Raw genomic sequence first — 20948 nt, 5'->3', positions numbered from 1 at the left:
TCGACGACTTCGCCAGTGGAATCAGCGCGCCACCAGCCGCGGATGCGGTCCGTCCTCGAAGGCATGCGTCGCCAGCAGCGCCTCGCGCACGCGCGCGCGCACCACCTTGCCCTGCGCGTTGCGCGGCAATTCGGGCAGCGCGAGCCAGGCGCGCGGGCGCTTGTGCCGCGCCAACGGCGCGACCCGCGCTGCCGCGTCGTCCGCCCAGCCCTCCGGCGGGGACTCCGCCACCGCCACGATCACCTCGCCCCAATAGTCCGACGGGATGCCGAACACGCAGACCGCGCGCCCGCCGGCCGCGCCATCCAACGCGGCCTCGATCTCGCCGGGATGGATGCGGTAGCCACCGGACTTCATCACATCCGCCGCGCGGCCCGACAGGTGCAGCCGCCCGCGCGCGTCGATCGCACCGAGGTCGCCGGTGCGGTGCCACGCGCCCGGCGGGCGCGCGACGAAGCCGGCGCCGGTGATGGTGCCGGCATTCATGTGGCGCGCGCGCAGATGGATCTCGCCGGCGTCGCCGGGCGGAACCGGCGTGCCGTCCTCGCCGCGCACCGCGACCTCGACACCCGGCGCGGGCCAGCCAAGGCAGGCGCCAAGCCCGCTGTCGGGCGCGGCCATGACCTCCGCCACCTCGGGCGGTTCCAGCACGGTGATGGGGTTGAAGCATTCGCTCATGCCGTAGGTGATGCGCACCACCGGGCCGAAGGCCTCCGCGGCGCGGCGCCACACCTCGCGCGACAGCGTGGAGGTGCCGGTGAAGATCACCCGCGTGCCCGCGAAGCGCCGGCCGGGAAACAGCGAAAGAATCTTCGCCAGCACCGTGGGCGGCGCAAAGATCGCGGGGCAGCCGGCGGCCAGGATGGGTTCCACCGCGTCCGCGCGCACGCCGTCCTGGAGCACCACTTCCGCCCCCTGTTCGAGCCAGGCGGCGGCGATCAGCGACGCGCCATGCACATAGGGCGTCATCAACAGCACGCGGTCGCCCGCGCCGGGTGTGAAGGGCAGCACGGCGCGCTGCAGCAGGTGCGCGGTCCAGCGCCCGCCATGCGTATGCACGATCGCCTTGGGCCGCCCGGTGGTGCCGGAGGTGAACAGGATGCGCCCCCAGGCGTCGGCCGGCACCGGCGGTAGCGGCGCGGCTGCGGCGTCGGGCGCCACATCCTCGATCGGCCAGGGATCGAGGCCGAGTGCGGCCAGGCGGCCCGCCTGCGCGCGCGGCGCCAGCACGCGGCGGAATCCCGCGAGCTGCGCGAACCACGCGATTTCGGCATCGGTCGAATGCGCGTTGACGGGCACCTCCGCCGCGCCCGCGATGGTGACGCCCATGCTGACCCAGGGCGCATCGACGCCGTTGGGCACGAGGGTCGCGACCGGCGCGCCGGGTGGCACGCGAAGCGCATGCGCCAGCCCATGCGCGCGGGCGGCGAGTTCGGCGAAGTCCATCCGCGCCACGCCATCGGTGACCGCGACACGCGAACCGAAGCGCGCCGCGAGTGTGAGAAGGTCGTTCGACCAGGCAATTCCATCCCGCATGGCCGCAAGGTCGGCCGGCGCGGTGCGCTGGTCAAACCGCGGCAGCGCAGGTCGCCGGCCGCACGGTCCGCTGTCGCGCGGCGGCACCGCACAATTCTCCGGAAGCCCGGCGCGCGAATCCATCCGCGATCAGGGCCGCCGCCTGCCGCAGCGTCCAGCCACTGCCCGATGGCACCGGCCACGATACTGCTCGACACGACCGCACGTCTTTCCCGCTGTGCGGCCTCCCGCCGTCAGACCGCCGGGCGTCGCGCCGCCAGGTCGCGATGCAGCGCAACAAGCCGCGCTGCCTCGGCTTCCCATGCGAAGCGCGTCCGCGCCGCCTGCCAGCCGGCCGCGCCCATCGCCGCGCGCCGTGTCGGGTCGGCCAGCGCCGCCACCGCCTGCGCCACCGCCGCCGCGTCGCCGGTCTCGACCAGCAGGCCGCAGCCGGCTGTGCGCACCACCTGCGCCACTTCCTCGGCGAAGACCGGTGCGATCACCGGCAGCCCGGCCGCCATGGCGTCGAACAGCTTGTGCGGCAGCGCCAGGCGGTGGTTCTCCTCGCCGCGCTGGAACAGCACCAGCGCGATGTCGGCGCCGCGCAGCCGCGCCAGCGCGGCATCCTGCGGCAGCCAGCCGGTGACCTCGATGCGGTCGGCCAGCCCGAGTGCCGCGGCGCGCGTGCGGAAGGCGTCCTCGCTGCCATCGGTGAAGCGGCCGACCAGCAGCAGCCGCGTGGCGGGCGAGCCGAGCGCCAGCGCATCGAGCATCTGTGCCCAGCCTCGTGCGCGCCCCAGCGCGCCCAGATGCACCAGCGTGACCGGCCCGGCGGCGTGCGCGCGCGGCGGCACCACAGGGGCGGGCGCGTAGTTGCGCACCGCCACGAGCCGCGCGCCCGCGAAGGGCGCATCGAGCCCGTCCTTCGCCACCACGACCGCATCCGCCGCGCGGCCCATCCAGCTGCAGGCGCGCGCGATGGCGGCGCTCGCGACCGGCCGCAACCAGGCCGGCAGCCGCGCATCAAGGCGCGACGGATAGTGTTCGTGCACGTCCAGCACCACGCGCGCGCCGCAGCGCCGCGCCGCCAGCAGCGCCGCCAGCCAGGCATCGGGTTCCGAGGCATGGATGGCATCGGGCCGCAGCGCCGCGGCATCGCGTGCCAACGCCAGCAGCCCCCGCAGCCGGCGGTGGCGGTGCGTCAGGATGCGCACGCCATCGACCTGCGCCGGCGCATCGGTGTCGCCGGGGCCCAGGTGCAAGACATCGAAACCTGCGGCCACGAGGGCCGCGCCTTCCTTGCGCACCACGCGCGTGTCGGCGGGCGGATGCGCGGCCGAGAGCAGCAGCACGCGTGCCGCGGCGGCGTCGTGCGATGCGGCAGCGCCGCGCGCGCTGCGCGTCCCGTCCGGTGGTGCCGCTTCGCGCGGGCGCATCGCGCCGTCGCCGTCCGGACCGCGCAACTGCGGCACGCTCGTGTCCATGCGCGCCGTATCCGCGCCCGACACGCCCGCCGGTCGGCGCGTTGCGCCATGCCGCGCCGCAGTCGTCATGGCGCCAGCAGTTCCGCGAGATGGTCGCGCATCCGCGCGCCCGCGCGCCCATCCCACAGCGGGATCGGCGCTGCGCGGCCGGGCGGATCGCGCATCGCGTCCGCCAGACCTGCCGCCGTCACCAGCCGATTGCCGCCGGCGTCCAGTGTCGCCGGACGCTCGGTGGACGGCCGCAGCGTCAGGCAGGGCAGGCCGAGTGCCGCCGCTTCCTCCTGTACGCCGCCGCTGTCGGTCGCGACCAGCCGCGCATGGGCCATGAGCGCGAGGAAATCGAGGTAGCGCAGCGGCGGCAGCATCCGCACGCCGCGCGGCGGCCCCAGGCCGAAGCGGTCCATCCGGGCGCGCGTGCGCGGATGCAGCGGCCAGGCCAGCGGCAGTGCCCTCGCCGCGTCCTCGACCGCCGCGACCAGCGCGCGCAGGGCGGGTTCGTCGTCCACATTGGCCGGGCGATGCAGCGTCACGATACCATAGCCGCCGGGCTGCAGCCCGGCGGGGAGCGGACGCGCGCGGGCCGCGGGCAGGTGGCGCAGCAGGCTGTCCACCATGGCGTTGCCCACCGCGCGCACGCGCGCCGCGCCGTGTCCCTCGGCGCGCAGCCGCGCCGCGGTGGCGTCGTCCGGCGCCCAGAGCACGTCGCTGATGGCATCCAGCGCGCGGCGGTTGATCTCCTCGGGCATGTCGGCATCGCCGCAGCGCAGCCCGGCTTCCAGATGCGCCACCGGGATCCGCAGCTTGCGCGCTGCGAGGCCCGCCGCCAGCGCGCCATCGACATCGCCCGCCACCACCACCATGGCCGGGCGGTCGCGCTGCCAGGCGGCCTCGGCCGCGATCATGGTGCGCCCGGTCAGTTCGGCATGCGACCCGCCACTGATGCCCAGCGAGACCCCCGGCGCGGGCAGGCCCAGGTCGTCGAGCAGGTCGCCGAACATCGCCGCGTCGTGGTGCTGGCCGGTGTGCACCAGCACGGGCGTGCAGACCGGCGGAGCCTCGGCCAGCGCATGCCACAGCGCGGCGAGCTTCGGCAGGTTCGGCCGCGCGGCCGCGACCATGTGCAGCACCGCGCGCATCACCGCGGCGCGCCGGCCAGCGCGCCGGGTGCGGAGGGCACCGGCCGTGCGGCATCCTCGACCACGGTGCAGAAGCGCTCGGCCAGCAGGCGGCGATCCCAGGTCGTCACTGCCTGGCGCCGCGCCGCCGCGCCCATGCGCACGCGCAGCGCCGGATCGTCCGCCAGCCGCGCCAGCGCATCGGCCAGCGCGGCCGCATCGCCCGCCGGCACGGCGATGCCCGAAGGTCCCTCCGCCACGATGCGCGCCGCGCGCCCGCCCTGGTTGGTGACCACCGGCAGCCCGGCCGCGAGCCCGTCCATGATCTTGTTGGGCGCGGTCCATTCGGCGAATTCGGGCAGCCCGGCCAGCAGGTGCAGCGCGACCTGGCTGCCGGCGTACAGCGCGCCCAGTCGCGCGCGCGGCATCGGGTCGAGGAAGGTGACGTTGCACAGCCCGTCGGCCTGCGCGCGCGCGACCAGGCCGGGCTTCGCCCCGCCATCGCCCACCAACAGGATCCGCAGGCGCGTTTCGCCGCGGTCACGCAGCACGGCCGCTGCGTCGAGCAGCGAATCGAGCCCATTCGCCCGCCCATGCGCACCGGCATAGACCGCGAGGCATTCCCAGGGTGCCGCGATGGCGGGCCGCCACGACGCGACATGCGGGCCGAACAGGTGCAGGTCGCAGCCATTGGGCACCACATGCACGCGCGCCGGTTCGGCACCGCGGGCACGCGCGGTCTGCGCCATGCCGTCCGACAGCGCCACAATAGCGGCGGCGCGCCGGCAAGCGGCATCGGCCATGTGGTCCATCGCCGCCAGCACCGGGCGCGGCACGCCGCCCAGCGCGCGCGGCAATTCAGGCCAGGGGTCGCGGATCTCGAACACGAAGGGTGTGGAACGCAGCGCCCGGGCGGCCAGCGCCGGGATCGCGACGGTGAGCGGCGTGGACGACGCCACCACCAGGTCGAAATCCCCGCGCATCGCGAGGTGCGTCGCGCGCGCGGCGAAACGCAGGAAGGCGATGGCGCGCGCGCGCAGGCCCATGGCATTGCCACAGGGGATGTCGAATTCCACCACGCGCACGGCGCCGACGCGCCCCTCGCGCCGGCCGCGGCGGAACGGACCATCGAGGCCGCTCACGGCGCCCTCGTACCGCCCGCAGGCGAGCGTCACCGCATGGCCGCGCGCCGCGAGCGCGCGCGTCAGCCCGTCGCTGCGCGTGCCGGTGCTGCCGCCCGGACCCGAATGGTGCTGGTGCAGGTACAGGATGCGCATGCGCTCACGCGCGCCAGCAGCCGCGGATCGCGTCGATCACCAGGTCCTGGTCGGCCACCGTCATGCCGGTGCCCGAGGGCAGGCACAGCCCCTGCGCGAACAGCCCGCGCGCGACCGCCCCGCCGGCGCGCGGCGCGTCACGGAACACCGGCTGCTCGGGCAACGGCTTCCAGACCGGGCGGCATTCGGCGCCGGCTTCCTCCAGCGCGATGCGCACCCTGTCGCGGTTGGTCCCGGCGCGGGCGGGGTCCACCAGGATGGCGCTCAGCCAATGCGTCGAACGGCCCCAGCGCGGCTCGGGCATCGGAGCCAGTCCCGGCAGGTCGGCCAGCGCGGCGGCATAGCGCGCGAAGATGCCGCGCCGCGCCGCCACCCGTTGCGGCAGGACCGCGACCTGCGCCAGGCCCACCGCCGCCAGCACCGATGACAGCCCGTAGGCATGCCCGGTGGCCGAATGCTGGTAGTGCGGCGCGGGGTCCTTAGCGTGGCTGGCCAGGTGGCGCGCGCGCGCCAGCAGCACCGGGTCGTCGGTGGCGAGCGCGCCGCCGCCGCCGGCGGTGACGATCTTGTTACCGTTGAACGAGAACGCTGCGACCCGCGCCCCCCGCCCGGCTGGCCGGCCGCAAGCAATCGCGCCCAGCCCCTCGGCGCTGTCGCTCAGCACCGGCACGTCGTAGCGCGCGCAGGCGGCCAGGATGGCGTCGAGCTCGCTCGCCTGGCCGTAGATGTCCACCGCCACCACCACCCGCGGCAGCCGCCCGCGCCGGGACGCGGCGCGCAATTCGGCGCGCAGCAGGCCGGGGTCCAGCGTCCAGGATTTCGGGCAGACATCGAGGAAGCGCGGCACCGCGCCCATCTGCACCGCCGGCGCCACGGTCGCGACGAAGGTGAAGCCGGGCGCCCAGACCTCGTCGCCCGGACCGATGTCGAGCACGCGGTAGGCGAGATGCAGCGCAGCGGTGCCCGACGATGTCGCGAGCACATGGGGAAATCCGGTGGCGGCGCCGATCGCGGCTTCGAAGGCGGCGATGGTGGGGCCGGCCGGTGCGACCCAGCCGCTCTCCAGCACTTGGCGCAGGCGGTCCAGCTCGTCGCCGGCCAGATGCGGTGCGGAGAGGTGGATGCGCCGGCCCGCGCCGCGCTCGCCGATATTCGGTGGGGTGGGCGGCGGTCGGGACGAGACCAGGTAATTCACCACCAGAGTGTATTATGAAAAAACTAATTCAACCAAGAGTTATGATCGCTTCGATCCACGAAAAGCCGGCATCGTCGCATGCCCCGTCGCCGCCGCCCCGCGCGCCGACAGCGCCAGCGCCGCGCAGCGCAGCAGCAGCGCCAGGTCGGCCGACAGGCACAGCGGTGCCTCGGCATAGCGGGCATCGAGTTCGAGCCGGCTGTCCCAGCCCACCGCATTGCGCCCGGCGGCCTGCGCCAAGCCCGCGAGACCCGGGCGCGGCCGCAGCCGCAGCGCCTGGCGCGGCGAATACAGCGCGACATAGCCGACCGGCAGCGGGCGCGGGCCGACCAGGCTCATCTCCCCGCGCAGCACATTGACCAGCTGCGGCAGTTCATCGAGTGCCAGCGCGCGCAGCACGGCGCCAAGCCGCGTCATGCGCGCGGCATCCTCGCCCGGGCCATCGCGCAGGGTGCGGAACTTCAGCACGGCGAAGGGCACGCCGCCGCGCCCGGCGCGCACCTGGCGGAACAGGACAGGCGCGCCGAGCCCGACGCGCACCGCCACCGCCAGCAGCAGCAGCACCGGCGCCAGCAGCGCCAGCAACGCCGCCGCGCCGGCGACATCAAGCGCCCGCTTGCCGAAGCGCGCGTACATCGCCGCCCTCCTGCGATCGCAGCCCGAGCCCGAGCGCCAGGCCCAGCGCGAACCACGCCATGCGGTTGCCGAGATCGGTCGAGACCATGACCGACAGCGCCACCGGCAACACAAGCGCGGCGATGCGTGCGGCGCGCCAGCCTTCCGCGCGCGCGCCCAGCAGCATCGCCGCGACGCCGCTGCCGCCGAAGGCCGCCAGCCACAGCACCAGGCCGGGCAGCCCACCTTCGGCCAGCGCCTCCAGCGCGTGGTTGTGGGGGTACATGCCGCGCCGCTCACCGAAGCCGGCCGCCGTGGTGAAGCCGCCGGTGCCCAGGCCGAAGGGCAGCGCGGCGGCACCCTGGTCGAGCGCGGCGCGCCACAGCGCCAGCCGGCCCGACGATTGCGCGACATCGCCCTCCGCGAGGCGCTCCACCGTGCGCAGCCCGGCCGCGAGCGTGGGGTCGGCCAGGATCAGCGCCAGCACGCCCGCCGCCGCACCCAGCACCGCGCCCGGCCAAGCGAGTGCGAGGCCGCGCCGCCCCGCGCGCCACAGCGCGATGGCCGGAGCCGCGGCCAGCGCCAACGCCAGTGCAGCCAGTGCCGCCCGCCCGCCCGGCAGCAGCGCCGCGGCGCCCAACAGCGCGACCAGCGCAAGCCAGCCCGCACGGGGCGCGAAGCGCCGCGCCTCGGCCGCCCGCACGGCGGCCAACGCCGCGGCGGAGGCGATCGCCAGCCCCGCGATCTGGTACTGCACCCGCACCAGGTCGGGATGTGCGCCGGGTGCGCCGCCCAGCACCACGCGGTCGGTCGCGAGGCCCCAGGCAATCGCACCGGCGACAAAGGCGCCGATGCCGATGGTGGCATCTGCCAGGGCGCACAGCGCGCGCCTATCGCCCGCCATCGCCAGCCCCGCCGCCAGCATGGCCGGACCGAGCAGCACCGCATCCGTCAACTTGGCGTGCAGTATGACCGAGGATGGGCTCCAGGCCCCGGCCAGCACCATCCAGAGCCACAGCAGCGCGCAGGCCGCGAGCGGCAGTCCGAGTGCGGGGTCCGCGCGCCAGCCGCGCGACGCGAGGAAGACCGGCATGACTGCCAACAGCCCGACCGCCGCGGCCGCCGTCAGGTCGAAGGGCAGGCCGGCCAGCAGTGGCGCCGATTTCAGCGCGCCGGCAAAGTGCAGCGTCGCGGCCAGCACGCCGGTGCCGAGCGCGACCGCGTTCATGGTCGCACCGCGCGACGCGTCGCGACGGATCGGATGCCCCGCGCCGCCGCACCGCAATATTCGATCGGCCCGTCCGCACGATGCATCCGCGTCGCCGTGCCCGGCGCGGCCGGCGCGATGCGCGGCTGGCCTGCCCGGGCGCCACGTGCGCCGGGCGTCGCACGGCACCAAGGCGGCGTGATTCCGCGCGCATCGGGCGGTGGCCACGCGCGCGCCGAAGCCGGTGCCGCGCGCCGCGTCATTCCCCCGGCACCTGCGGCAGCACCGGCGGGCGTTCCGGCTGCGGGCGCGCCACCGTTGGTTCGCGTCGCGGCGACGGCGCGGCGGCAGCCACCGTCGCCACCGGGTCGTACCGCAGCAGCAGCAGCGCCGCACCCAGCGCCAGCACCGCGATCGGCACCGCCACCGCCAGCAGCGCCAGCAGCAGCGATCGGTTCGGCAGGGACGGCCGCGCCTCGACCATCGGGGCCGAGACCAGGCGCGCGGCCACCGCCTCGTCCGCCGCGACCACCAGGCCGGCGCGCTGCTGCTGCGCCAGCAATTCGTAAAGGCTGTTGCGCAGGAAGATGTCGCTTTCGCGCGCCAGGCGGCGTTCCAGCGCGGCGACGCGGCGCGCCGCCTGTTCGGCCAGGTCGGCGCGCACCTTGGCTTCGGCGAAGCCGTGCAGGCGGCGCAGCGCATCCAGCGCCAGGGCCGGGTCGGCATGCGCCAGTTCGATGGTCCAGGTGACGGAGGCGAGCGACTGCGTCACCGCGAGGTTGCGCTCGAGCCAATCCTGCACGTCGTCCGCATCGGCCGGGCGCGCGCCGCCGAGGACGGCGCGCAGCGTGCCGCCCAGGCCCTGCGCGCGGCGCGCCTCGATCCATGCGGGCAGGGTGGTCTCGCGCGCCAGCAACGCCGCGGCTTCCGGACTGCGCATGGCACCGAGGTAGACCGCGAAATTGCCGGTGGGCCGCGTGTCCAGCAGCCCGCCCGGCGCGAAGGGCGAGGGCGACAGCAGCGAGGACACGGCGAAGGACGTCGTCTCGGCCGGCGCCACCACCGCCTGCGCGACATGTGCGCGCGGCATTAGCAACACCACCGCCGCACCCACGGCCCAGGCCACCAGCGCGGCGATGCACAGCCCGCGACGCACGCCCCACAGCCCACGCAGCAGCAGCGGCAGCGGCATCATGTCAGGTCCACCACGGTGGTCAGGCGCGACACCAGGCTGCGCGCCGTCGCTTCGAGCACCGGTGCGGGGACCACCACGCCGTAGGCTGGGCTCTCCCAGCCCTGCGCCAGGCGCAGGCGCAGCGGCCCATCGGCTGCGATGGCGATGCGCGCCGCCGGGCCGTCCACGCCCGTCGCAGTCAGTCGCCAATCGCCGGGGGCGAGGCGCCAGCGCAGTGTCAGCGCGGCAAAAGTGCCGCCGACCTCGTCGCGCACCGTCAGGCGGCGATCGTCGAGCGTGAAACGCCGTGCGTGGCGGCGCCCGCGCCAGTCGCGCAGCACGGCGCCGTCCGGCAGGGTGCGGCAGCGCGGCCAGCGCGCAAACAGGAAGCGCGAGACGCGCGGCATCTGGTCCTCGCCATCGAAGGCGATGGTGTTGTGCCCGGCGGTGCCGGCCAGCGCCTCGATCCACCAGGTACCGCCCGGCGGCGGGTTGTAGGACCCGGTGCCGCCGTCGCGCAGCAGCACGGTCTCGCCGATGCGGAAGTCGAGGTGCAGCAGGTCCGCCTGGGCGGGGCGGAAGCGCAGCGGCGCGCCGCTGCGCAGCAGGACCGACAGCGCGCCGCGCGTCTCCCCGCGCCAGCCGGCGCTGCGCCAGGCGCCGCCGCGCGGCAGCACCGCGTCGGGGCAGGGAATGCCCAGCATCCCGCAGCCGAAATCATCGGGGTGGCCCGCGCTCGCGTCGCAGAATAGGCGCGCGGCGCGCTCGAGGCTGCCGCGCGCATCCGCCGGCCCGGCGCCCGACAGGTCGGCCAGGGCGGAATCGTCGCAGGCGCCTGCACGCGGCAGCGCGCCGCCCTCGGAGGCCACGCGGTGCAGCCACACCGTCGCCGCCCGCGCGCGCTGCGTGAACGGCGCGGCGAAGCCGGGCGCGCCGTGGCGGCGGCGGAACCACTCGGCGACCGCGATCGTGTCCAGCAGCAGCCGGTGATAGCCCGGCGAGGCCTGCGCGAAGGCGCCATCCGGCGTGACCAGCCGCGCCACCGCGCGGGCCAGGTCGCGCGCGCCGCGCCGCGCCATGGCGGCGTCATCCAGCACAAGGCCGAGCACGAACAGCCCGGCCGGTTCGCTGACCGCGTGGTTGTTGTCCTGCGCGGCGGCATAGGCACGCGTGGCGGCGATGCGCTGGGCATGCGCGGCAAGCACGGCACGCGGCACGCGGTCCGGGCCATGCAGCGCCCCGAACAGGCACAGGTGCAGCGCGCGCAGAGCGGCTTCCTGCCCGCAGGCCCAGGCGGGGCCTCGGAAGGGCGGGTTCGCCGCGATCCAGTCGGCCAGCAGCGCATCCGTCGTCGCCGCGCCCGGCGCCACCAGCGCGCCGAGCCGGTTTGCCTCCCACACCGGGCGGATGTCGCCCGGCGCGAACAGGTCGAGGTCGAGCGCATGTGCCGCGCCGTCGAAGGGGCCATGCCACGGCGAGGCAGCGCGCGGCGCGACCGGCGCATCCGGCAGCGCGCGCCGCGCCAGCCCCAACCGCATCCGTGCCCGGTGCCAGGCGAACAGCGCCACCGCGCGCGGCCCGAGCCGCCAGGCGGCATCGGCCACCAGCCACCAGCGGCGGGCTGCTGGTGCGGGCCTCGGTGGTGTCTCGGCGAGGACGGCGCTGCGCGTCACGCGACGCTCCGCGAATGAACGCGGGACAATAGGCAGAATCACCAATAAGTTGTAAACAGGCGATGACATGAGCGCCTGACGTTTCCGGGAGGTTGCCGACCCGCCGATGCTCGGCCTGTTGCGCCGCTGCCGTTTTCTGAGCGTCCTGCTGTCCGTCGCGATGGCCGGGCCGGCGGCGTTGGCGCAGTCGCTGCCGGGCGGTTCGCCGCTGCTGGCGCCGCCGACACTGCCCTCGGTGCTGCCGAACGGCACGCCCCTGCCGGGCCTGCCGCCCGGCCAGCAGGATGCGCTGCAGCGGCTGCTCGATGCCGGTGCCACGCGGGGCCCGCCGGCGGGGCTGCCGCGCACCGCGCCGCTGCCCGCCTTCCAGGCGCAGCCCCTGCCGCCCGCCGCCGAGCCGCAGGACCCGCTTTCGGCCGCCGAGGCCTTCTTTGCCGCGCGGCTCGACCCGCCGGTGCTGCGGCAATTCGGCTACGACACGTTTCGGAGCGGCCCTGCCCCGACGCAGGGCTTTGGCGCGCTGCCCGAGGACTATGTGCTCGGCCCCGACGACGAGCTGGTGCTGGCCTTCCGCGGCCGGGCGCGGCAGACGCTGACGCTGCGCATCGGGCGCGACGGGATGCTGCTGCTGCCCGACCTCGCGCCCATTCCGGCGGCGGGGAAGTCGCTGAAGGATTTGCGTGCGCACCTGGAAGGCCTGGCGGCGCGCGACCTGGCGGGGTCGGAGGTGTTCGTCTCGATCGGCCAGGTGCGGCAGATGAACGTCTTCGTCGCCGGCGAGGTGCTGCGCCCGGGCTTCCAGGGGCTGAATGCGCTGTCCTCCGTGCTCGATGCGCTGTCGGCCGCCGGGGGCGTGCGCAAGACCGGATCGCTGCGCGCCATCCGAATCGAGGGCCCGCGCGGGCGCCGCGTGGTGGACCTGTACAGCGTGATCGCCGACGCGCCGGGCGATGCCGACCTGTCCCTGCGGGAGGGCGAGCGCATCATCGTGCCGCCGGTGGGCGGCACCGTCGCCGTCGCCGGCGATGTCGCGCGCCCGGCCATCTACGAACTGCCCGCGCGCGCCACCGCCGCGCCGCTGGCGGACATGCTGGCCCTGGCCGGCGGCACCATCCGGCCCGGCGGCAACCGGCTACTGGGGCAGCAGAGCGACGGCGCCGGGCGGCGATCCTTCGCCGAGTTGGCGCCCACATCCATGATCCGCCGCGGCGACGCGGTGTTGGTGCAGCCCGGCGCCGACGTGGTGGCGAATACGGTACGGCTGGCGGGGCATGTCGCCATCCCTGTCACGCGCGCAGCCGCCGGCGGGCGGCAATCCCAGACCCTGCGCGGGCTGATCAGCGACCGCCGGCTGCTGCGCAACGACCCCTATGTGCGGTTGGGTGCGGTGTGGCGCGCCGATGCGCGCACCGGGTCGCGCAGCTTCGTGCCCTTCGACCTCGGCCGCGTGCTGGAAGGGCATGCGAACCTGGCGCTGCGCGAAGGGGACGAGGTCATCATCCTTGGCCGCGGCGACATCGCCTGGCTGACATCGCCGGTGGTGCAGCGCGCGCTGCGCGGGGAAGCGCCGGCGAATACCGCTCAGCAGGCCGGCGCGGCCCCCTTCGACTGCGCGGCACTCACGCCGCTGGCACTCGCCTCGCGCGCATCGCCGCAGCGCTTCGCGCACATCAAGGGCGCCGGCTTCCCCGAGATCGGCGCACCCACCTGCCCGCAGGTGATGGTGGACTACCCGGACCTGGCGGCCTTCCTGCTGGACCAGACGGTGGTGCTGACCGGCGAGGTGCGCACGCCCGGCCTGCTGCCGATCGTGGACAATACCGGGCTGGATCAAGCCATTGCGTCCGCCGGCGGGCTGTCGGATGCCGCCGACCTGCGCGTGGTGGAATTCGCCCGCGAGCCGGCCGACCAGACCGGGGCCATTCCCCTCGCGCGCACGCGGCTCGACCTCACCAGCCGCAACTTCGCGGCGGTGCGGCTTTCACCCCGCGACACCATCCGCATCCCGCGCGCCTTCGGCGACCGCGATACCGGGCCGGTCATCCTGGTGGGCGAATTCCTGCGCCCCGGCACCTACGACATCCGCCGCGGCGAGCGCCTGTCCGAAGTCATCGCACGCGCCGGCGGGCTGACGCCGCAAGCCTACCCCTACGGCGCCGTCTTCACCCGCGAATCGGTGCGCCAGCGCCAGCAGGAAGGCTTCCAGCGCACCGCGCGCGAACTCGAGACCAGCCTGATCCAGGTCGCGGCCGGCCAGGCCGTCGCCGGCACGCGCGGCGCGCAGACCGACCTGGGTTCGGCCATCAACGCCGGGCGCGAACTCGCGAACTCGCTGCGCGAAGCCCGCGCCGCAGGCCGCATGGTGGTGGAATCGAACCCGGTCATCCTCGCCGCGCGCCCCGAACTGGACGTGCTGCTCGAACCGGGCGACGTGATCGCCATGCCCAAGCGACCGAACGAGGTCACGGTCGTGGGCACCGTGCTCAACCCCGGCTCCCTGCAGTTCCGCACCGGGTGGCGCGCCTCCGACTACGTGCGCGCCTCGGGCGGCACGCAACGCTTCGCCGACCCCTCCCGCGCCTTCATCGTGCTGCCCAACGGACAATCCACCGCGGCGGGTCTTTCGGCCTGGCAACAAGGCGGCCCACCCGTGCCACCCGGCAGCCTGGTGGTCGTTCCCCAAGACCCATCGCCGTACGAAACCTGGGGCTTCGTGCGCGACCTCACGCAAGTGCTCGGCCAGATCTCGGTCTCGGCCGCTGCCCTGGCGGTGATCGCGCGCGAGGCGCAGCGCTGAGATGGCGGGCGCGTGCCGGGGGGCCAGCCCCCCGGACCCCCCGCTTGGGGCATACGTGCCCCCAGACCCGCGCAGACCGGATGGCCGGAATGGGGGAGGGGCTCGTCGGTGGCACCGGCGCGACGGGCGCGCCATGCCCCGCCCCCATTCCGGCCATTTGACCCCGGGTCCGGGGGGCGGTTGCCCCCCGGCGGGAGGGTCCGGGAGGGCAGCGCCCTCCCGCTACGCGCTTGCCATCCTGGCGCTGCTCTCCGCGCCCGCGCACGCCCAGGGCCTCGGTGGGGACGGGACCGGGTCGGACTGGGGTGGGGTCGGGCTGATCGAGATGCGCAATGCGCGGTTTCGGGCCGATGGCGTGATCGAGGCGGGGGTGGCCTGGCGGCACCAGCGGCAGTTCTGGTTCGTGGGGTTCCAGGCGTTGCCGTGGTTGGAGACGACGTTCCGGGTCAGTGAGCGGCTGAACGGCACGACGGGGTCGGGGATCGTTTCGGACCGGTCCTTCGACATCAAAATCCGGCTGTGGGACGAGCAGGAATGGCGTCCGGCGCTGGCGGTCGGCATCCAGGACATTGCCGGCACCGGCATCTATGCGGGCGAATACCTGGTGGCGTCGAAGCGCTTCTGGGATTTCGACGTGACGCTGGGAATGGGCTGGGGTCGGCTCGGCACCTATGCGGATGGCAACAACCCGCTGACCGACATCTGGAGCGGCTTCGGCGAACGCACGCGCGATGTCGGGCAGGGCGGCACGCTGCGCTGGCAGTCGTATTTCCGCGGCGAGGACATCTCGATCTTCGGCGGCATCGAGTGGAACGTGCCGGCAATCCCGACGCCGTGGGGCGACTTCGAGGGCCTGCGCGCGAAGGTCGAGTTCAGTGGCGACCGGCTGCGCGACGAACGCGGCGGCTATCCCGGACGCACCACGAACCTGCGCGGGTATTCCGCGAGCCGCGTGAATGCCGGGCTGCAATGGACGAATGACTGGCTCGATGTCGGCGTGCACTGGGTGAACGGGACCGACCTGCTGCTGCGCGCGAGCGTGCGGATGGACGCGCACGACCCGCCGCGCGCGCCCATGCCCGCGCCGCCGGCGATGGCTGAGCGCGCCGAGGGTGGCTCGGCCGAGTCCGCCGCGCTGGCGCCACGCATCTTCGCCGCATTGCGCGAGGCACGCCTGCGCGGAACCGCCTTCGCCATTGAAGGTGAGGAAGCGCGCATTGCCGTCTCCGGCGGCCCCTTCCGCACCCTGGCGCAGGTCGCCGGCCGCGTCGTGCGCGCGGTGCAGCCGGTGCTGCCGCGCCAGGTCGAGCGGATCGTCATCGCCTGGTCGCGCGACGGGCTCGAGATCGCGCGGCTGATGGTGCTGCGATCGGCCATCGAGGCCGCGGCGCGCGGCCACGGCAGCGCCGAGGAAATCTTCGCCACCGCCATCCTGATGCCTCCGGGAGAACCCTTCGAAGGCGCGGCCCGCGCGCCTGGCCCGTTCATCGACTGGGGCATCGACCCGCTGGTTCGCGTGATCCTGGGCGACCCGTCCCGCACCGCGCTGTACCAGGTGGGCATCGGCGCCAATGCGCGCGTCGAACTCGGCGCCGGCTTCGCCATCGGCGGCGCCATCACGCAGGTGCTCGCCCAGAACATGGACGGCGCCGCGGCATCGGATTCCGTGCTGCCGCGCGTGCGGTCGGACTACGCGCTCTATGCCGACGACGGGCGCAACCTCGCCGTCACGTCGCTGTATGCCGAACGCATGTGGTCGGTCGCCCCCGACATCTTCGCCCGCGGCACCGTCGGATACCTCGAACCCATGTTCGCCGGCGTGTCCGGCGAAGTGCTGTGGCGCCCGCATGACCGACCCTACGCGATCGGCCTCGATGTGAACTACGTGGCGCAGCGCGACTACGACCAGCGGTTCGGCCTGCAGGACTACCGCGTCACCACCGGGCACCTCTCGCTCTACCTCGACCTGCCCTGGTGGAACCTGACCACCACGCTGCGCGGCGGCCGTTATTTGGCCGGCGACTGGGGCGGCACGGTTGAAGTCGCCCGCCGCTTCGATTCCGGCATCGAGGTCGGTGCCTTCGCCACCTTCACCGACGTCTCCTACAGCCGCTTCGGCGAAGGATCCTTCGACAAAGGCATTTTCATCCGCGTTCCACTCGACATCTTCGGCGTTCAAAGCCGATCCGCCGTCGGCGCCGTTATCCGCCCCACCCAACGCGACGGCGGCCAACGCCTGGCAACCCCCAGCCCCCTGTGGGAAACCACCCGCGACGGCCGCGAGGACTCGCTGCGGCGCGGGGCGGGGTGGTTCACGCGGTGAGGGTGCGGCGCGGGAGGGCTCTGCCCTCCCGGACCCACCCGCCGGGGGCATACGTGCCCGCGGACCCGCGGAGACCAATGGCCGGATTGGGGGAGGGGCATGGAGCGCCCTTCGCGTCGGTACCGCCGACGAGCCCCTCCCCCAATCCAGCCATCTGACCCAGGGTCTGGGAGGCGGTTGCCTCCCAGCGGGGGGTCCGGGGGACTGGCCCCCCGCCTTGCGCCCCTCCCCGCCTGGACGCCTCGCTCCGCGCCGGGCATAGCGCCCTCGCATGTTGATCGAGGCGGTATTCCGACATCTGGGGTTTGCGGTCGTGCTGGCCTTGGTGTCGGCCGTCGTGGTGCGTCTGATGATCGCCTATCCGATCCTCGATCATCCCAATGCGCGGTCGTCGCATGTGCGTCCCACGCCGCGGGGTGGTGGCGTCGGGGTGGTGGTCGCCTTCGTGGTCGGGATGGTCGTTCTGTATTTCGGGGCGGCGTTTGCGCGGCTGCCGCCGTTGCAGTTCGGCGGTGTGATCGGTGCGGCGGTGGCGATTGCCCTGGTGTCCTTGTGGGACGATGTGGCCGACCTGCGGTTTTCGGTGAAGCTGGGGGCGCAGGCGCTGGCGGCGCTGGTCGCGATCGGCAGTGGGTTGGTGGTCGAAAGGCTGGCCGTTCCCTGGGTGGGGGAGGTGCCGCTGGGGTGGCTTGGTGTGCCGCTCACGTTGTTCTGGATCGTGGGGTGCACCAATGCGCTGAACTTCATGGATGGGCTGGATGGCCTGGTCGGCGGATCGGTGTTCCTGGCGGCGGTGATGCTGTGCGTCGTGGCGGGCGGGCAGGGCGGGTGGTTCGTCTATGCTGCGGCCTTGCTGTTGGCGGCGGGGCTGGCGGGGTTCCTGCCGTTCAACCTGCATCCGGCGCGGATCTTCATGGGCGATGTGGGCAGCCAGTTCCTGGGCTTCATGATGGCGGTGCTGGCGGTGGCGGCGGCGGGGTTCGACGCGGCGTCGGTGTCGTTCCTGATCGTGCCGCTGCTGCTGTTCGGGTTGTTGTTCGATGCGGCCTTCACGCTGGTACGGCGGGCGGCGATGGGGCGGCGCGTGGCGGCGGCGCACCGGACGCACCTGTACCAGATGGCGCAGCGCAGCGGTCTGGGCGTGCGGGCGGTGGCGGGCGTGCATTGGGGCTTCGTGCTGGTGCATGGCGCGCTGGTGGCGCTGTTCCTTGAATTACCGTCGGGCCTGAAGCCGCTGGTCGTGCTGCCGGCGCTGGCGGTGCAGGCGGTGTGGCTGGCCTATGTGTTGCAGCGGATGCGGCGCGCCGGGCTCACCTGGGCAGAGTGATGAAGTCCGTGGGCGCGCTGCCGGGGCCAAGCACGTCGATCACCAGCGGCGGCAGCCCGTCGCCGACCCATTGTTCGGACCGGAACACCGCGTAGCTGCGCGCATCGGCCCAGAAGCGGTTGGTGAAGGATGCCGCACCCCGGCAGGTCTCGCGCACCAGGACGGTGTCCTCGACCTCGGCGGGGCCGGCGCTGACGCGGCAGTTGAGCCGCAGGCCGAAGCGCATGCGCGCCGGGTCGGTCTCCGACCGCATCACGTCCACCACGCGCGCGCCGCTGACCGGCGTGTCGGTCAGGTCGCCGATGCGGGTCAGCGGGTCGATGCCGTCGAAGCGCGTGGCGGCGACCACTTCGCGCAGCCCGGCGGTGGCGACGATGCGCGGGCCTTCGGTCGCGACCACCACGCCGCCGGCGGTGCGCCACATGCGGCGTTCGCCTTCCTCCTGCACCAGGGTGGCGATGCCGCGGCGCGACCCGAGCGACAGGCCGAGCGCGGTCTCGGCACGTACCGCGCCGCCGGGCGTGTCCCAGTCGGCCTGCGGGATCGCCTCGGAGGTTTCGAACAGGCCGTCGGGGATCGGGATGGGCCAGACCATCACGCGCACGACGTCGGTCGCGGTGGTGTTGCCGCAGGCGCCGAGCAGCAGGACGGGCAGCAGGAGGAGGATGCCTCGCACAGCGCGAGAATATCACCGCATAATTAAACCGTCAGGCGAAATCTGGCGCGGTGCAGAAGACCGCCGCGGATGGACCAGGCGGCGCGGCCCGAAGCCTGCCCGCCACATCCATGACCGCGACGTGGCCGGCTGGGCTGCGGGACCCCGCACCCTGGCACGGTCTCTATGGGCCTGCGACGCGCTCCAGCAGCGCGCGCAGCAGCCCGGCCCCTTCGCCCAGCGCTTCCAGCGCCCCCGGCCGGCCCGCCGGGTCGCCGGTGCCGGCCGGCCATTGCGCGCGGTCCTGCCCGAGTTCCGCCACGGACAGCCGGCCGTCGCCGTCGAAATCCAGCCCCTCGACCGCGATGCGCGCCAGCGCCAGCGCGGCGGCGGCGCCGAGGCCCGTGGCGCCGGCCAGCGCCGCCGGCGTCGCGCCATCCTGTGCGGCCAGGGCCCAGGCGGTCCCGCGCAGCAGCCGCGCGACCTCGGCCACGCCCAGCATGCCGTCGCCGGACACGTCGCCGACCGCCACCAGCGCCGCGATGCAGGGTGCCGTCGTGCCGCCCTGGCAGGCGGCCTCCAGCCTTTCGAGCGCCGCCAGCACCGCGAGGCCTTCGCCATGCAGTGCCGCCAGGCCGGGTGGCGGGGTGGTGCAGCGCTGCCACTGCAGCACCGGCGTGTCGCCCGGCAGCCGGTCGTCACGCAGCTTGGCGTCGGGTTCCATGGTTTCGAGCCCATCGCCGGCGGCGCGCAGCAGCACGCGCGGTGCCTCGGCCCCGGCACCTATCCCCAAGGTCCAGTCGCCGAAGGGGCGCAGGCCGCGCAGCCGCACCAGGCGGGCGGGTCCGTCGGCCGGCAGGCGCGCCACGCTGCGCGCGGTCACGTGCAGCAGCGCCGAGGGGGTGGCGCAGGCACCCTGCCCCCAGGTGCCGCGCAGCGCGTCGGGAATGCCCTGCGCCGCAGCGGGCGTGCCCACCAGCATCAGGGCCAGCAGCAGGCGCTTCACCGCAGTTCCAATTCCACGCCGGCGCAGATGTCGGTGCCGGCCAGGATCATCTCGCGCCCATCGCGGAACACCGCCACCAGGTCGACCAGGCAGGGCGTGCCTTCCGGCGGTGCGAAATCCAGCGTTTCGTTCACGCCGAGCACGGTGCGGCCAAGCCGGTCGATGCCGCGCGGCGCGCCGGGCGCATCGGCGTAGAGCTCGGCGACCGGCACCTCGGCGGCGTTGCGCAGGCGCACGCTGCCCGGCCGTGGGCTGGTGTCGGCGCTGTCCTCGCCCTCGTCCAGCCGGTCGGCCAGCGTCCAGCCGGGGCGCAGCACGATGGTCGCGGTCTCGCACAGGTTGATGCTGGTGCGTTCCTCGGCGGCGCGGCGTTCCTCGAAGACGATGCGCAGGTCGGCCTCGCAGTCGCGCAGGCGGGCGGCGACCTCGCGCCGCTGGCCGCGCGGCAGCACTTCCTCGCCCAGGCGATCGGGGCCCCAGTCTTCCTCCGAGGTGCCCGAGAGATAGACTTCCTGGATGGTGGCGCCGTGACGGTTCACCAGGGTCACGCGGCGTTCGGGCGGGCGCGGCGCGCCGGACCCGTCGAACGCGACCTCCCGCGTGGTGCATAGGTCGATGCCCTGCTTCACTTCCTCGGCGTCGTCGTCATAGACCGCGCGCAGGTCCCACAGGCAGGCCGCACCGCGCAGGCGCAGCGTGAAGTTGCCCCCGGCCTGCAGCACGGTGTTGCCGAGCCGGTCCGCGCCCCAGGCGAGCGGCGCGCGGGTCGAGGCATAGAATTCGCGGATGGTGCGATCGGCGGTGTTGCTGATGCGCGTCTCGCGCCGCGGCGCATTGGGGTCGCCGAAGGTGAGGCGCGGGTCGCGGCACAGGTTCATCGCCGCACGGGTGTCTTCCTCGCCATCGTCGAACACCGCCGTCACGTCGAAGATGCAGTCGCGCGTGCGGCCGAGGCGGATGCGGAATTCGCGCGACGGCTCGACGACGTTCTCGCCGAGCCGGTCCGGGCCGCGGCTGGGCGCGCCGGGCGGGGCAGCGAACACCTGCAGCACGGTGGTGTCGGTCTCGTTGCGGATGGTGGCTTCGCGCAGGGGAATGGCGGGATCGCCGAACTGCACGCGGCGGTTCTGGCAGACGTTCTGGCGCCTGCGTTCCTCGGTGCCGTCCTGGAACACGGCGCGGAATTCCAAGGTGCAGTCGGCGCCCTGGATGCGGGCGCGGAAGGTGCCGCGGTCGGGCACGGTATCGGCGCCCAGCAGGTCGGGGCCGAAGGCCTCGCCGCCGGCGGGGGCGGCATAGAGCTCGCGCAGGGTCTGTCCGGACTGGTTGATGATGCTGGCCTCCCGCTCGCGCGGGGCGGGTTGCGCGGGGGCGGCCTGCCGCGGCGCGGGCTGGCCAAGGGCGGCGATGGGGGCCAGGGCAAGGCAGGCGGCCATCGCCATGAAACGCAGGCGCATGCGGGGTCTTCCGGGGGGATGTGGCGCGCAGAATGGAAGCGGGGGACACCGCCGCGCAAGGGCACGCAGGACACAGTGATGCGGAAAAGCGACGGTCGCGCGGCTGTCCGTGCCGGCTGCGGGATTAG

At 74.3% G+C, this 20948-nt stretch carries 15 protein-coding genes; 3 read left to right on the top strand and 12 right to left on the bottom strand.

Annotated features, from left to right (window positions below):
* Nucleotides 1-21: 21 nt before the first annotated feature.
* From MWM08_RS24515 to MWM08_RS24475, 9 genes are all read right to left on the bottom strand, one after another.
* Nucleotides 22-1536, bottom strand: coding sequence for a class I adenylate-forming enzyme family protein (locus MWM08_RS24515; RefSeq protein WP_244457083.1), 1515 nt, complete (start codon nucleotides 1534-1536; stop codon nucleotides 22-24).
* A 233-nt stretch (nucleotides 1537-1769) separates the two neighbouring features.
* On the bottom strand, nucleotides 1770-2999 hold the full coding sequence (locus tag MWM08_RS24510) for a glycosyltransferase (RefSeq protein ID WP_244457082.1): 1230 nt from the start codon (nucleotides 2997-2999) through the stop codon (nucleotides 1770-1772).
* A gap of 65 nt (nucleotides 3000-3064) precedes the next feature.
* Nucleotides 3065-4135 carry a non-hydrolyzing UDP-N-acetylglucosamine 2-epimerase gene (gene wecB, locus MWM08_RS24505; protein WP_244457081.1) on the bottom strand — a complete coding sequence of 357 codons (1071 nt, stop codon included), beginning with the start codon at nucleotides 4133-4135 and terminating at the stop codon, nucleotides 3065-3067.
* Nucleotides 4135-5391 (bottom strand): glycosyltransferase family 4 protein, encoded by a 1257-nt coding sequence (locus MWM08_RS24500; RefSeq protein ID WP_244457080.1) that lies wholly within the window; start codon nucleotides 5389-5391, stop codon nucleotides 4135-4137. Before MWM08_RS24500 ends, wecB begins: the two co-directional genes overlap by 1 nt.
* Nucleotides 5392-5395: 4 nt before the next feature.
* Complete coding sequence (locus MWM08_RS24495) at nucleotides 5396-6589, bottom strand: DegT/DnrJ/EryC1/StrS family aminotransferase (RefSeq protein WP_244457079.1); 1194 nt, start codon at nucleotides 6587-6589, stop codon at nucleotides 5396-5398.
* Nucleotides 6590-6625: 36 nt separating this feature from the next.
* Complete coding sequence (locus tag MWM08_RS24490; protein ID WP_244457078.1) at nucleotides 6626-7222, bottom strand: sugar transferase; 597 nt, start codon at nucleotides 7220-7222, stop codon at nucleotides 6626-6628.
* A complete protein-coding gene (locus tag MWM08_RS24485; protein WP_244457077.1) occupies nucleotides 7191-8429 on the bottom strand; it encodes an O-antigen ligase family protein in 1239 nt (412 codons plus the stop codon). The genes MWM08_RS24490 and MWM08_RS24485 overlap by 32 nt, the downstream gene beginning before the upstream one ends.
* Before the next feature lie 238 nt (nucleotides 8430-8667).
* Entirely contained in the window at nucleotides 8668-9603 is a 936-nt protein-coding gene (locus tag MWM08_RS24480) for a hypothetical protein (protein ID WP_244457076.1), read from the bottom strand.
* Nucleotides 9600-11255 (bottom strand): heparinase II/III domain-containing protein, encoded by a 1656-nt coding sequence (locus tag MWM08_RS24475; protein ID WP_244457075.1) that lies wholly within the window; start codon nucleotides 11253-11255, stop codon nucleotides 9600-9602. Before MWM08_RS24475 ends, MWM08_RS24480 begins: the two co-directional genes overlap by 4 nt.
* Nucleotides 11256-11373: 118 nt before the next feature.
* On the opposite strand from MWM08_RS24475, the gene MWM08_RS24470 reads away from it, so the two are divergent.
* The 3 genes from MWM08_RS24470 (at nucleotide 11374) to MWM08_RS24460 (ending at nucleotide 17702) form a co-directional block, all read left to right on the top strand.
* Nucleotides 11374-14052, top strand: coding sequence for an SLBB domain-containing protein (locus MWM08_RS24470; protein ID WP_244457074.1), 2679 nt, complete (start codon nucleotides 11374-11376; stop codon nucleotides 14050-14052).
* Nucleotides 14053-14185: 133 nt separating this feature from the next.
* Nucleotides 14186-16375: a YjbH domain-containing protein gene (locus MWM08_RS24465; protein ID WP_244457073.1), complete on the top strand. Its 2190-nt coding sequence runs from the start codon at nucleotides 14186-14188 to the stop codon at nucleotides 16373-16375.
* 271 nt (nucleotides 16376-16646) lie between these two features.
* Nucleotides 16647-17702 carry a glycosyltransferase family 4 protein gene (locus tag MWM08_RS24460; RefSeq protein WP_244457072.1) on the top strand — a complete coding sequence of 352 codons (1056 nt, stop codon included), beginning with the start codon at nucleotides 16647-16649 and terminating at the stop codon, nucleotides 17700-17702.
* On the opposite strand, the gene MWM08_RS24455 is transcribed toward MWM08_RS24460, so the two are convergent.
* The 3 genes from MWM08_RS24455 to MWM08_RS24445 all read right to left on the bottom strand — a co-directional run bounded on the left by MWM08_RS24455 (nucleotide 17686) and on the right by MWM08_RS24445 (nucleotide 20820).
* Complete coding sequence (locus tag MWM08_RS24455) at nucleotides 17686-18378, bottom strand: YjbF family lipoprotein (RefSeq protein ID WP_244457071.1); 693 nt, start codon at nucleotides 18376-18378, stop codon at nucleotides 17686-17688. The genes MWM08_RS24460 and MWM08_RS24455 overlap by 17 nt on opposite strands.
* A gap of 163 nt (nucleotides 18379-18541) precedes the next feature.
* A complete protein-coding gene (locus MWM08_RS24450; protein ID WP_244457070.1) occupies nucleotides 18542-19363 on the bottom strand; it encodes a hypothetical protein in 822 nt (273 codons plus the stop codon).
* On the bottom strand, nucleotides 19360-20820 hold the full coding sequence (locus MWM08_RS24445) for a hypothetical protein (RefSeq protein WP_244457069.1): 1461 nt from the start codon (nucleotides 20818-20820) through the stop codon (nucleotides 19360-19362). Before MWM08_RS24445 ends, MWM08_RS24450 begins: the two co-directional genes overlap by 4 nt.
* Nucleotides 20821-20948 lie beyond the last annotated feature (128 nt).

The organism is Roseomonas fluvialis, from assembly GCF_022846615.1.
Taxonomy (GTDB): domain Bacteria; phylum Pseudomonadota; class Alphaproteobacteria; order Acetobacterales; family Acetobacteraceae; genus Neoroseomonas; species Neoroseomonas fluvialis.
This window is presented reverse-complemented; position numbering and strand designations above follow the sequence as displayed.